11 protein-coding genes and 2 pseudogenes are annotated in these 12,175 nt (G+C 73.6%); 8 read left to right on the top strand and 5 right to left on the bottom strand.

Translation table 11 applies throughout. From position 1 onward, the window contains the following. Positions 1–234 precede the first annotated feature (234 nt). Together Q4V64_RS09900 and Q4V64_RS09895 are read left to right on the top strand one after the other, a co-directional pair. Positions 235–438, top strand: a pseudogene (locus tag Q4V64_RS09900) (aminoglycoside phosphotransferase family protein); the annotation flags it as partial. 436 nt (positions 439–874) lie between these two features. Then, a pseudogene (locus Q4V64_RS09895) lies at positions 875–1,201 on the top strand (aminoglycoside phosphotransferase family protein); the annotation flags it as partial. On the opposite strand, the gene Q4V64_RS09890 reads toward Q4V64_RS09895, so the two are convergent. After that, a complete protein-coding gene (locus tag Q4V64_RS09890; RefSeq protein ID WP_124443679.1) occupies positions 1,158–1,853 on the bottom strand; it encodes a gamma-glutamyl-gamma-aminobutyrate hydrolase family protein in 696 nt (231 codons plus the stop codon). The pseudogene Q4V64_RS09895 and the gene Q4V64_RS09890 sit on opposite strands and share 44 nt — an antisense overlap. A 73-nt stretch (positions 1,854–1,926) precedes the next feature. Continuing rightward, positions 1,927–2,661 (bottom strand): FCD domain-containing protein, encoded by a 735-nt coding sequence (locus tag Q4V64_RS09885; RefSeq protein ID WP_124443680.1) that lies wholly within the window; start codon positions 2,659–2,661, stop codon positions 1,927–1,929. 85 nt (positions 2,662–2,746) lie between these two features. On the opposite strand from Q4V64_RS09885, the gene Q4V64_RS09880 reads away from it, so the two are divergent. The 4 genes from Q4V64_RS09880 to Q4V64_RS09865 are packed head-to-tail and all read left to right on the top strand — an operon-like array spanning position 2,747 to position 7,239. Beyond that, positions 2,747–4,117 carry a glutamine synthetase family protein gene (locus Q4V64_RS09880; protein ID WP_124443681.1) on the top strand — a complete coding sequence of 457 codons (1,371 nt, stop codon included), beginning with the start codon at positions 2,747–2,749 and terminating at the stop codon, positions 4,115–4,117. A gap of 8 nt (positions 4,118–4,125) precedes the next feature. Further along, a complete protein-coding gene (locus Q4V64_RS09875) occupies positions 4,126–5,520 on the top strand; it encodes an aldehyde dehydrogenase family protein (RefSeq protein ID WP_124443682.1) in 1,395 nt (464 codons plus the stop codon). Then, positions 5,517–6,299 (top strand): 3-oxoacyl-ACP reductase, encoded by a 783-nt coding sequence (locus Q4V64_RS09870; RefSeq protein ID WP_124443683.1) that lies wholly within the window; start codon positions 5,517–5,519, stop codon positions 6,297–6,299. Before Q4V64_RS09875 ends, Q4V64_RS09870 begins: the two co-directional genes overlap by 4 nt. 25 nt (positions 6,300–6,324) lie before the next feature. After that, a complete protein-coding gene (locus tag Q4V64_RS09865) occupies positions 6,325–7,239 on the top strand; it encodes a DUF2510 domain-containing protein (RefSeq protein WP_124443899.1) in 915 nt (304 codons plus the stop codon). A gap of 13 nt (positions 7,240–7,252) precedes the next feature. Here Q4V64_RS09865 and Q4V64_RS09860 read toward each other — a convergent pair whose 3' ends face one another. From Q4V64_RS09860 to Q4V64_RS09850, 3 genes are all read right to left on the bottom strand, one after another. Continuing rightward, entirely contained in the window at positions 7,253–8,455 is a 1,203-nt protein-coding gene (locus tag Q4V64_RS09860; protein ID WP_124443684.1) for an amino acid deaminase/aldolase, read from the bottom strand. 391 nt (positions 8,456–8,846) lie between these two features. Then, entirely contained in the window at positions 8,847–9,464 is a 618-nt protein-coding gene (locus Q4V64_RS09855; protein ID WP_124443685.1) for a hypothetical protein, read from the bottom strand. Between the two features lie 84 nt (positions 9,465–9,548). Beyond that, on the bottom strand, positions 9,549–10,046 hold the full coding sequence (locus tag Q4V64_RS09850) for a hypothetical protein (protein WP_124443686.1): 498 nt from the start codon (positions 10,044–10,046) through the stop codon (positions 9,549–9,551). On the opposite strand from Q4V64_RS09850, the gene Q4V64_RS09845 reads away from it, so the two are divergent. After that, on the top strand, positions 10,045–10,896 hold the full coding sequence (locus Q4V64_RS09845) for a hypothetical protein (RefSeq protein WP_124443687.1): 852 nt from the start codon (positions 10,045–10,047) through the stop codon (positions 10,894–10,896). The genes Q4V64_RS09850 and Q4V64_RS09845 overlap by 2 nt on opposite strands. Positions 10,897–10,922: 26 nt before the next feature. Beyond that, a complete protein-coding gene (gene mycP, locus Q4V64_RS09840; RefSeq protein WP_172629487.1) occupies positions 10,923–12,122 on the top strand; it encodes a type VII secretion-associated serine protease mycosin in 1,200 nt (399 codons plus the stop codon). Positions 12,123–12,175 lie beyond the last annotated feature (53 nt).

Here is a 12,175-nt window from a genome sequence, read left to right as displayed (position 1 = left end):
ACAACCCTGCCGTTCATTTCAATGCGCGAACCGGTCGTCCGTGTTCCCGCCCGCACCCCAGGTCTGCGGTCAGAGGTCGCGTTCCCCCGGCGGCGGAGCGGCGAAGTCCGGGCTGTGGCGTAGCTCTATGTGGTTGGCCAGATCCTGACCGTGCCCGCGAGGGCCCTGAGCGATGATCGGGCGGGCGGTGAAAACCCTTGGCGCACCGCCTCAGTGGTCCCGCACCATGACCGCATGTCCCCCTCCGCCCCACCGGCCACAGGCACCCGTATCCCCTGGGCGCATCTCCCGGAGCCCGTACGCGACGCGGTCGCGGACGTCCTCGGTGGCCCCGTCGTGCACGCCGTCACCCAACCCGGCGGCTTCTCGCCCGGCGCGGCCACCCGCGTCCGCACCGCCGACGGACGCCGCGCCTTCGTCAAGGCGGTCAGCGGGGACGCCAACCGTTCCTGAAGACTGAGCAGGGGTGAGCCCGTTCAGTCGCACGCCCCGAACGGTCTTGGGCGCACTGGTCCCCGGCGTACTCAGCCCCGGGGCGGCGACACGCATCCTGTGCGTGGTCCGGTCCTGGGAGGCCAGTTCCCTGCGCGACCTGGCCAGGTGGGTACGGCCAGTGGCGACGGGGAGGCCCCGAACCATCCTCTGGTGGAGCGGGGGCCCCGCACGCTGGCGCCGTACCCGGCGTCCCAGGTCGCACGATCACGTTAACCCGGTCGGCCCAACATGCCGCAAGCTCGCGAGCCGACCATCACACGATCGAGCTAAATCGGCCTCATGGACACTCTCTCGCGAGCAGCTACCAACCCCCACAGCCCGGGCATGCACCGCGCCGAGGCCCGCAACGCCGCCGCCCTCCCGCCGGGTGCTCACCGCCGACGACCGCGTGGTCTTCGTCGACTGGCCGCACGCCGTACGCGCCGCGCCCTGGTTCGACCTGCTGATCATGCTGCCCTGCGTCCGCGCCCAGGGCGGCCCGGACCCGGAGGAGGTCTTCGCGGCCCACCCGCTGGGCCGCGGCGCCGACCCGGACGCCGTCACCGCCGCCTTGGCGGGCCTCGCCGGATACTTCCTCCAGCACTCGCTCCTGCCGCCGCCCCCGGGCATCCCCACGCTCCGCGCCTTCCAGCGGGCGCAGGGCGAAGCGGCCCTGGCCTGGCTCAGGAAGCGGTGCGAGACGCGGCCTCGACCAGTGCGCGCATGACCCGGACGTCCTCACCCATCTCCGGATGCCACTGCACGCCCACCACCCAGTGGGGGCCGGGGAGCTCCACGGCCTCCACCGTCCCGTCCGCCGCGTACGCCGACGGGACCAGGCCCGTGCCGAGGCGGTCCACGGCCTGGTGGTGGAACGTCGGTACGGACGTCTCCTCCGGGACGACATCGGCGTACGACGTGCCCGGCACCGGCTTCACGAAGTGCCGGCCGAAGACGCCGGGCACCTCCGCGTGCCCCTCGATGTGCTGCGCGAGCGTGCCGCCCAGGGCGACGTTCAGCAACTGCATGCCCCGGCAGATGCCCAAGAGCGGGACGCCCGCCGTCAGCGCCGCGTCGATGAGCGCGAGCTCCCAGGTGTCCCGGGCGCGCGCGGGCGGCCCGGTGCGGGGGTCGGTCTCGGCGCCGTAGCGGACCGGCTCGACGTCCGGGCCGCCCGCGATCACCAGGCCGTCGAGGCGGGCGACGGCCGCGGCGGCGTGCTCCGGCGCGTCCGGCGGGAGCATCGCGGCCAGACCGCCCGCCCGCTGCACGAGCCGCGGATACCCGGCGGGCAGCAGAGCGGCCTCCAGCTCCCACACGCCCCAGCGCGCCCCGGCCTCCAGGTAGGTACTGATCCCGATCAACGGCCTGTCCGCCATGCGCCCTCCCGCAATGGAATACACCTATACCTTTGCCGAGTGTCACCCCGGACGGCAAGGGCGTTCATACCGCTCACGCCAGGAATCCCCGCAACAGCGCCGCCGTCCCCGCGCAGTGCTCCCGCATCATCTCCCGCGCCCCGTCCGCGTCCCCGTCGAGCACCGACTCGACCAGCGCGGTGTGCTGGCGCTGCGAGTGCTCCAGGTTGCGGACGAGGAGCGGTATGCAGTCGAGCAGGTCGTTCACCGACGCCCGGACCGCCGCGTACTGCGCGGTCAGCGTCGGCGAGCCGCACAGCTCGGCCAGCGTGAGGTGGAGCAGTGTGTCCAGGCGGCGGTACTCGGTCAGCGGCGCGTCCTGCGTCGCGGCCAACGCCTCCCGCAACCGGTCCGCCTGCTCCGCGGACAGACCGTGCGTCGCGCACAGTCCTGCCGCACCCACCTCGAGGACCTCCCGGAAGCGCAGGACGTCCTCGATGTCGACCTCGGAGATCCGCCGCCGCAGCTCGTCCTCGCCGCCCGCGTCCGCGCGGGGCAGGACGAACGTTCCGCCGTACCGCCCGCGCCGCGACTCCACCAGGCCCTGGTCCTGGAGCACCTTCAGCACCTCGCGCAGCGTCACCCGGCTGATCCCGAGCCGCTCCGCCAGTTCCCGCTCCGCGGGCAGCCGCTCGCCGCCCGGCACCAGGCCCAGCCGGACCACCTGGAGGATCTGCTCCAGCGCCTCCTCGAAGCCGTTGCCCGCCCGCACCGGTCGCAGCACCGGGGTCAGCCGGTCGTCCGGGCCGCCGTCAGCGTCCACCGACATATGGCCGTGCCCCCTTCCCAAGCAATGGTTCTCACCAATACCTTAGGGCTTCCGGCTGACCGAAGAAGCCGAAGGAGGCTTTCCCGTGGCAGACCGCACACCCCCGCTCGGCGTCGAGGAGCTGCACGCCCTCGTCGCCGGCGGTGAGATCGACACTGTCGTCCTGGCCTTTCCCGATATGCAAGGGCGGCTCCAGGGCAAGCGGTTCGCCGCCCGTTTCTTCCTCGACGAGGTCCTCCACCACGGCACCGAGGGCTGCAACTACCTCCTCGCCGTCGACACCGAGATGAACACCGTCGACGGCTACGCGATGTCCTCCTGGGACCGCGGTTACGGCGACTTCGCCATGCACCCCGACCTGAGCACCCTGCGCCGCGTCCCCTGGAACGAGGGCACGGCCATGCTCGTCGCCGACCTCGCCTGGAACGACGGCTCCCCGGTGGTGGCCGCCCCCCGCCAGATCCTGCGCCGCCAGCTGGAACGCCTCGCCGAGCACGGCTTCACCGCCCAGGTCGGCACGGAGCTGGAGTTCATCGTCTTCAAGGACACCTACGAGCAAGCCTGGGACGCGGGCTACAGCGGGCTCACTCCGGCCAACCAGTACAACATCGACTACTCGGTGCTCGGGACCGGCCGGATCGAGCCCCTGCTCCGACGCATCCGCAACGAGATGACCGGCGCCGGCCTCACCGTGGAGTCCGCCAAGGGCGAGTGCAACCCCGGCCAGCACGAGATCGTCTTCCGCTACGACGACGCCCTGGTCACCTGCGACCAGCACGCCATCTACAAGACCGGCGCCAAGGAGATCGCCGCCCAGGAGGGCGTCTCGCTCACCTTCATGGCCAAGTACAACGAGCGCGAGGGCAACTCCTGCCACATCCACCTCTCGCTCGCGGACGCCGCCGGCAACAACGCGATGACGGGTTCCCCACAGGACCCGGGCGGCATGTCGGACGTCATGCGGTACTTCCTGGCCGGACAGCTCGCCGCACTCCGCGACTTCTCGCTGCTCTACGCCCCCAACATCAACTCCTACAAGCGGTTCCAGCCCGGCTCCTTCGCCCCGACCGCCGTCGCCTGGGGCTACGACAACCGCACCTGCGCCCTGCGGGTGGTCGGCCACGGCCGCTCCCTGCGCTTCGAGAACCGGCTGCCCGGCGGCGACGTGAATCCGCATCTGGCGGTGGCCGGCCTTGTGGCGGCCGGCCTGTACGGCATCGAGCAGAAGCTGGAACTGCCCGAGCCGTGTCCGGGCAACGCCTACGCCGCCGACTTCGCGCACGTCCCCACCACGCTCCGCGAGGCCGCCGAGCTCTGGGAGAACAGCCCGATCGCCAAGGCCGCCTTCGGTGACGAGGTCGTCGCGCACTACCGCAACATGGCGCGCGTCGAACTGGACGCCTTCGACGCCGCGGTGACCGACTGGGAGCTCCGCCGCTCCTTCGAACGCTTGTGAGGCCCTTCTTGTCCCCCGAGTACGAGTCCCCCGAGTACCAGCTCCAAGTACTGAACCCGGCGACCGAGGAGGTCGTCGCCACCGTCCCCGGCGCCACCGAGGCCGACGTCGACGCGGCCGTCGTACGCGCCACGCGCGCACAGGCCCAGTGGGCCGCCCTGGCGCCCGGCGACCGCGCCCGCCTGCTGCGCCGGTTCGCCACGGCAGTCGACGAACACCTCGAAGAGCTGGCGCGGCTGGAGGTCCGGGAGGCCGGACACACCGTCGGCAACGCCCGCTGGGAGGCGGGCAACGTCCGTGATCTGCTCGACTACGCGGCCGGGGGAGTGGAGCGGCTGACCGGACGACAGATTCCGGTGCCGGGCGGCCTCGACGTCACGATCCTCGAACCGCTCGGCGTCGTCGGCGTCATCGCGCCCTGGAACTTCCCCATGCCCATCGCGGCCTGGGGCACCGCCCCGGCGCTCGCCGCAGGCAACGCGGTGATCCTCAAGCCCGCCGAGACGACCCCGCTGACCGCCCTGCGCCTGGCCGAACTCGCCCTGGAGGCCGGGCTGCCCGAGGGCCTGTTCCAGGTACTGCCCGGCCACGGCCCCGTCGCGGGCAACGCGCTCGTCGAGCACCCCGGCGTGGCGAAGATCGTCTTCACCGGGTCGACGGCCGTGGGCAAACAGGTGCTGGCCAAGGGGTCCGCCCACCTCAAGCGCGTCACCCTCGAACTCGGCGGCAAGAGCCCCAACATCGTCTTCGCCGACGCCGACCTCGAAGCCGCCGCGGCGGCCACCCCAATGTCCTTCCTCGACAACTCCGGCCAGGACTGCTGCGCCCGCACCCGCATCCTCGTCCAGCGCTCCGCCTACGACCGCTTCCTCGGCCTCCTCGCCCCCGCGATCGAGTCCGTCCACGTCGGCGACCCGGCGGACGAGCGGACGGACATGGGCCCGCTGATCTCCAAGGTCCAGCTGGACCGCGTGCGTTCGTACGTCTCCGGCGACGCCGAAGGCATCCGCGGCAAGGCCCCCGAAGGCCCCGGCTTCTGGTTCCCGCCCACCGTCCTGACCGGCGTCGACCCGCACGCGCGCGTGGCCGTCGAGGAGGTCTTCGGCCCGGTCGCCGTGGTCCTGCCCTTCGAGGACGAGGCGGAGGCGATCCAGCTCGCCAACGCCACCGACTACGGTCTCTCCGGCTCCATCTGGACGCGTGACGTCGGCCGCGCCCTGCGGATGTCGGGTGCTGTCCGCGCCGGCAACCTGTCCGTCAACTCCCACTCCAGCGTCCGCTACTGGACCCCCTTCGGCGGCTACAAGCAGTCCGGAATCGGCCGCGAACTCGGCCCGGACGCCCTCACCGCCTTCACCGAAACCAAGAACGTCTTCATCAGCACGGAGGGCCCAGCACAGTGACCGACGAAATCATCTGCCGCCGCCTCGTGGGCCGTACCGCCGTCGTCACCGGAGCCGGCAGCGGCATCGGTCTCGCCACCACGCGCCGGCTCGCCTCCGAGGGCGCGCACGTCGTCTGCGGCGACGTCGACGAGGCCCGCGGCAAGGCCGCCGCCGACGAGGTCGGCGGGACCTTCGTGAAGGTCGACGTCACCGACCCCGAGCAGGTCGAGGCGCTGTTCAAGACGGCCTACGACACCTACGGCAGCGTCGACATCGCCTTCAACAACGCCGGCATCTCCCCGCCCGACGACGACTCCATCCTGGAGACCGGCCTGGAGGCATGGAAGCGCGTCCAGGAGGTCAACCTCACGTCCGTCTACCTGTGCTGCAAGGCCGCGATCCCCTACATGCGGCGCCAGGGCAGGGGCTCCATCATCAACACGGCGTCCTTCGTGGCCCGGATGGGCGCGGCGACCTCGCAGATCTCGTACACCGCGTCCAAGGGCGGCGTCCTCGCCATGTCCCGTGAACTGGGCGTGCAGTTCGCCCGGGAGGGCATCCGGGTCAACGCCCTGTGCCCCGGACCGGTCAACACCCCGCTGCTCCAGGAGCTGTTCGCGAAGGACCCCGAGCGGGCCGCCCGCCGGCTCGTCCACATTCCGCTCGGCCGGTTCGCCGAGGCGGACGAGATCGCCGCCGCCGTCGCCTTCCTGGCCAGCGACGACTCCTCCTTCGTGAACGCCACCGACTTCCTGGTCGACGGCGGAATCTCGGGCGCCTACGTCACACCGCTGTAGAGCGTCCTAGAGTGCCGGAATGAGCATGACGCCCCCGCCCGGCTGGTACCCCGACCCCCACGCTCCCCACCTGGAGCGCTGGTGGGACGGGACCGCGTGGACCGAACACCGGCGTGCCCCCGAGGCACCCGGGCCGCCGCAGCCGGCCGGCGGGGCGTCCGGACGTGCGAAGGCCGTCGCCCTCACGATCGCCGGGGTCGTCCTCGTCGCCGCGATCGTCACCGGAGTGGCCGTACTCGGCGGGGACGACGACGACGGCGGCGGCACGGTGGCTGACACGGCGCCGACGTCCGCCCCGCCCACCCCGTCCACCACCGCCCCGTCCACCACCGCCCCGGCGCCGACCACCTCCGAGCCGTCCGCCGACGACCCGGCCGTCGTGGTCGACGAACTCAACGGCATCACCCTGCCGTTGCCCGACGGCTGGGTCCGGCCGGACAACGTCGCCGAGGACGACGTCGTCATGACCACGGACGGCACCTACGACTGCCCGGCCGGCGTCGGCATCTGCCGGCACGGCGCGGTCTTCTCGCGCACGGTGACCGAGAACGACGAGAAGTCCCCCCAGGCCCTCGCCCAGCAGGACATCTCCGATGCCGCGGACGACGCCTACGACCGCGACGCCCTCGGCCGGCGCCTCTACGGCGGCATCGAGTCGCACAAGACCGTCAAGTCCGGGCAGGTCGCCGTGGCCGGACGCGCCGGGTACCTCGTGCGCTGGCAGGTGACGACGGCCGACGGGCCCGGCGGCTACGTGCAGTCGCTGGTCTTCCCGTCCAGCGTCGGCAGCGAGTCGCCGGTCCTCGTGCGGTTCGTCTTCGACGCGGGGCCGGACGGCCCGCCGCTCGCCGACATGGACCGGATCACCAAGGGGATCCGGTCGATCGACGACGCGGGCACGGGCGGCGGCGTGGGCAGCAGCCTCGGCCCGGCCGGCTGACCGTCCAGCCGGCCTACAGGAACGTGTGGCCCTCGCCCCGGTACGTCGGGACGGCCGACGTCACCGCGTCCCCCTCGATCAGGTGCAGCGTCTCGAACCGCTCGCACAGCTCACCGGCCTTGGCGTGCCGGAACCACACCTTGTCGCCGATCAGCAGATCGTCGGCCGGGGAGCCGAGCAGCGGCGTCTGCACCTCGCCGGGCCCCTCCTGGGAGTCGTACTTCAGCCCTTCCGGCAGATACGGCACCGGCAGCCGGTCCGGCCCGGCCGCACCGGAGGCCGGATAACCGCCGCCGAGGACCGTCACGACCCCGACCCCCGGCCGCCGCACGACGGGCTGGGCGAACAGCGCGGCCGGACGGCCGCTGAAGGACGTGTAGTTGTCGAACAGGCGCGGTACGTACAGCCCCGACCCGGCGCCGATCTCGGTGACCGCGTCCTCCGCGGCGGTGTGCTGCACGCTGCCCGTGCCGCCGCCGTTGACGAACTCCAGGTCCGGCACCACGGCCCGCACCGCGCGCACGACCTCGCCACGCCGCTCGGCGAGTTCCCGGCGGGCGGTGGCCTGCATCAGCCGTACGGCACGCGAGCGCAGCGGCCGCCCGGCGACGGCGTCACCGACGCCCGCGACATGCCCCTCGTACGCCATGATCCCGACGACCTTGAACCCCGGCCGCCGGGCCACCACGCGGGCCATGTCGGCGACCTGGGCGGGGGAGTGCAGCGGCGACCGACGGGCCCCGACCCGCACCCGCCCCCCGAGCAGCTTGAGCGAGGTGTCCAACTCCAGGCAGACACGGATCACTTCGCGCCCGCCGTCGCGTGCCTCGTCGATGAGCCTGAGCTGCGCCGGGTCGTCGACCATCACGGTCACGGCGGCGGCGAGCTTGGGATCGGAGGCCAGCTCGGCGTACCCGGCGCGGTCGGTGGACGGATAGGCGAGCAGCACGTCGTCGAAACCACTCCTCGCCAGCCACAGGGACTCGGCGAGGGTGAAGGACATGATGCCCGCGAAGCCGTCCTTCGCCAGGACGCGTTCGAGCAGGGCCCGGCAGCGGACGGACTTGCTGGCGACCCGGACCGGCTTGCCCCCGGCCCGGCGGACGAGGTCGTCCGCGTTGGCGTCGAAGGCGTCCAGGTCCACGATCGCGAGGGGGGCGTCGAGATGGGCGGTGGCCCGGTCGTAACGGGCCCGGTCGGCGGCGCGCGCAGTCATGAACGCAGCCTGCCAGACAGGATTACCGCAGGGTAGGGGGACGTTCCGGGCAGATGCCCCGGCGTCGCGGACTGGTTCCCGTTCGCCCAGGAACAACCCGTAGAGTGACGCGCACGCACGGAGGACCGTTCCGCCCCCGGTCGCACGCCCGCGCCGGGATGCCGGTCCGTCCGTGCGGGTATGCGTGCCCGGACGGCTTCGATCCGCGCCGGCACGGATGTCGGCGACAACGGCCCGCGTACGAGGAGACGGCCCGGGCCCGAGGAAACGGGGGGTGCATGAGCACGGAAGCGCGCCGCGCCTCCATTCCTCCACGCCCGCCCCAGCCGCCGACGACGGCCGAGGCGGACGGCGACGAGACGGGCGAGCGGGGAGCTCGGACGGCGGGCCGTCAGGAGTTCGGTGCGGACGGGTCCTCGACGTCGAGCGCTGCGGCGGGCCGGTGGTCGACGCCGCCGACGGTCGGTGGCGCGCCACCGGACGGGCCCGCGGTGGCGTCCGAGGCGTCGGACAGGCGTCCGGCGACGGCGGACGACAGTCCTGGTGCCCAGGGCCCGGCCGCGTCGCCGACGACCGGTGACCGCCCCGGTGCCGCCACGCCCCGGCGCGACAACGCATCCGACGAGGCCGACTCGGCACCCGTCTGGCAGCCCTTCCGGCCCAACTTCCCGAGCCTGCGAACCCCGTCCCCCCGGAACACCGCCTCCCCGCCCCCGCCCAAGGCCTCGGCCCGCTTCCCCGACACACCGCCGGCAGCGGGCCGCGAGCCGCGCCAGGAGAGCGCCGGTACGGCCTCGCCGGGCGCGGTACCGCCCCGCCCGGACGCGTCGCCCTCGGCACCGCCGCGCTCCAGCACCGGTCCGACGACGCCGGGTGGCGCACCGCCTCGCCCGAGCAGCGGGCCGACTTCCGAGTCGAGCGTCCCACCGCCCCGCCCGAGCACCGGCCCGACCTCGTCGGCTTCCGTTCCGCCGCGTCGGAGCCCCGGGCCGACCTCGGCGAGCGCCACGCGGTCCGGGCCCAGCAGTGGGCCGATGCCGCCCCGCCCCAGCAGCGAACCGACCGGATCGGCCCCCGTGCCGCCCCGCCCGAGTCATCGGCCCCCGATACCGCCCCGTCCGACCGGCGCGCCCGTCGAGACCGCGTCGGAGACGACCTTCCGGCTGCGTCCGATCCCCGCGGACCCTCCGTCGGGGTCGGACAGCCGCCGCCGGGACGCCGAGGCGTACGAACGGACGGGGTCGCCCGGCCTCGGTGGGCCGCGTGCGTCGGACGGCCGTCCGGACTCCGCGCCCGGCAGCCGTCCCGGATCCGTCACGTCCGGCGCGCCGTCCGGCACTCGGCCGGGGGGCTCCGCCGCGCCTGTCGCGCCGGGCTTCCCGTCCCGCCCCGAGCGAGGGCCCGCCGGTGCCGGGAGCGACTCGCGCGCGTCCTCCGCGGGCGGTACGGGCCTCTCCTCGCCGTCCGCCGGGGAGAGGCGCGGTCCCCGTATCCCCGCCGCGCCCACCACCCCGCCGCGCTCCACCGCCACCTCCGGCGCCGACTCCACCGTCCTGTCACCGGACCCGGCCCTGTCCTGGAGCGCCCCCATGGCGCCCGGCGGGGTCCCCGGCGCGGGACGGCCCGTCGTCTCCTTCGGGGAGCCCGAGGGTTACGACGACCAGGCGCGGCCGCGTCCGCTCGGGGTGCGGGTGCGGCCCCGGGTCGTCGCGGCGGCCGCCTGTGTCGTGCTCGGACTCGGGCTCATCGGCGGTGCCCTGACCGGGAGTTGGCTCATCGGGGAGCCCGGGGACGACGGCACGAGCGACACCTTCGCCGCGGCCGGCAGCCTGTGGCACAACGTCCCCGTGAACCAGCTGTTCCCGCCGACCGTGGAAGGCCGGGGCGCCGGCCCCGGCGGCGCCGACCGGACCTGGACCCGGATCGCCGTCGCCCCCGACAGCGGCTGCGAGGCCGCCTTCGACCCGCTGCTGAGCAAGGCCCTCACCTCCGTCGGCTGCGACCGGCTGCTGCGCGCCACCTACACCGACGCCACCCGGAGCTACGTCACCACCGTCGGCCTGCTCTTCACCAAGGCCGACGCCGCCGCCATGGCCTCCCTCAGCAGGCGGTTCAAGGCCGAGGGCCTGGACAAGCGGACCGACCTGATGCCCCGCCCCTACGCCGCGAAGGACACCGTCGCCGCCGACTTCGGCCCCGAGCAGCGCGCCTCCTGGACCGTCTCCGTCCTCACCGACGCCCCGGTCGTCGTCTACGCCGTCTCCGGCTGGGCCGACGGCCGCACGGTCGACGATCCGCAGCCCGCGGAGGAGGCCATGGAGTCCGCCACCACCACGGCCCCGGCCCAGGCCGGCCTCGGCAACGAGGCACAAGGCCTCGCCGACCGCATCGAACGCGGCCTGCGCCGGACCGTCAGTTCGCCCACGGAGAAGCCCTCATGAGCAGCCGCGTGAGCCGCGTGAGCCGTATGAGCGTCAGGACCCGCAGGGCCGGCCTGCTGAGCGCCCTGCTCGCCGCCTCCGTCGCCCTCGTCCCACCCACCGCCGCCCACGCCGACGGCATCCGCGCCCAGCAGTGGGCCCTCGAGGCCATGCACACCCAGGACGCCTGGCGTACGACCAAGGGCGCGGGCGTCACCGTCGCCGTCCTCGACACCGGCGTCGAGGCCGACCACCCCGACCTCGTCGGCAACGTCCTCCCCGGCAAGGACATGATCGGCTTCGGCGCGAAGGACGGCGACCGTGCCTGGGCCCGGCACGGCACCGCGATGGCCGGCATCATCGCCGGCCACGGACACGGCGCCGACGGCGCCGACGGCGTGATGGGCATCGCCCCGGAGGCGAAGATCCTGCCCGTCCGAGTGATCCTCGAAGACGGCGACCCGTCCCGCGCCAGGGCCCGCAGCACCCGCGGCAACGCCCTCGCCGAAGGCATCCGCTGGGCCGCCGACCAGGGCGCCGAGGTCATCAACCTCTCCCTCGGCGACGACTCCGCCTCCGCCCACCCCGAACCCGCCGAGGACGAGGCCGTCCAGTACGCCCTGAAGAAGGGCTCCGTCGTCGTCGCCTCCGCCGGCAACGGCGGCGAGAAGGGCGACCACATCTCCTACCCGGCCGCCTACCCGGGCGTGATCGCCGCGACCGCCGTCGACCGCTACGGCACCCGCGCCTCCTTCTCCACCCGCCGCTGGTACGCCACGGTCAGCGCCCCGGGCGTCGACGTCGTCATCGCCGACCCCGACCACAAGTACTACGAGGGCTGGGGGACGAGTGCCGCCTCCGCCTTCGTCTCCGGCGCGGCCGCGCTCATCAAGGCCGCCCACCCGGACCTGACCCCGGCCCAGATCAAGGAACTCCTGGAGGACACGGCCCGCAACTCCCCCAGCGGCGGCCGCGACGACTCCCGCGGCTACGGCTTCATCGACCCGGCGGCCGCCCTCGCCGAGGCCGACCGCCTCAAACCGGAGGGCCTCCAGGCGGCCGCGTACGGCGACAGGTACTTCGGCTCCGGCCCGGACGCCGACCGGGCGGACAGCGACACCTCGGTCTGGGCGGCCCCGCTCGCGGGCGGCTTCGGCGTGGTGCTGCTGATCGTCGCGGTGGTCCTGTGGCGCGGCCGCCGCCCACCGCGCACTTACGAGGGCTACGACAGCTACGACGGCTTCTAGAGCAGTACAGCTAGTGCCGCGGCAGGCAACGTTTGCCCCGTCGCGACGCCCGG

Source organism: Streptomyces sp. NL15-2K (genome assembly GCF_030551255.1).
In the GTDB taxonomy this organism is placed as follows: domain Bacteria; phylum Actinomycetota; class Actinomycetes; order Streptomycetales; family Streptomycetaceae; genus Streptomyces.
This window is presented reverse-complemented; position numbering and strand designations above follow the sequence as displayed.

Bases quoted from the DNA above. Each gene is read 5' to 3' on its own strand.
- mycP (WP_172629487.1), top strand. From the start codon at position 10,923: ATGAGCGTCAGGACCCGCAGGGCCGGCCTGCTGAGCGCCCTGCTCGCC.
- Q4V64_RS09865 (WP_124443899.1), top strand. From the start codon at position 6,325: ATGACGCCCCCGCCCGGCTGGTACCCCGACCCCCACGCTCCCCACCTG.
- Q4V64_RS09890 (WP_124443679.1), bottom strand. From the start codon at position 1,853: ATGGCGGACAGGCCGTTGATCGGGATCAGTACCTACCTGGAGGCCGGG.
- Q4V64_RS09850 (WP_124443686.1), bottom strand. From the start codon at position 10,046: ATGGGGGCGCTCCAGGACAGGGCCGGGTCCGGTGACAGGACGGTGGAG.
- Q4V64_RS09885 (WP_124443680.1), bottom strand. From the start codon at position 2,661: ATGTCGGTGGACGCTGACGGCGGCCCGGACGACCGGCTGACCCCGGTG.
- Q4V64_RS09860 (WP_124443684.1), bottom strand. From the start codon at position 8,455: ATGACTGCGCGCGCCGCCGACCGGGCCCGTTACGACCGGGCCACCGCC.
- Q4V64_RS09845 (WP_124443687.1), top strand. From the start codon at position 10,045: ATGGCGCCCGGCGGGGTCCCCGGCGCGGGACGGCCCGTCGTCTCCTTC.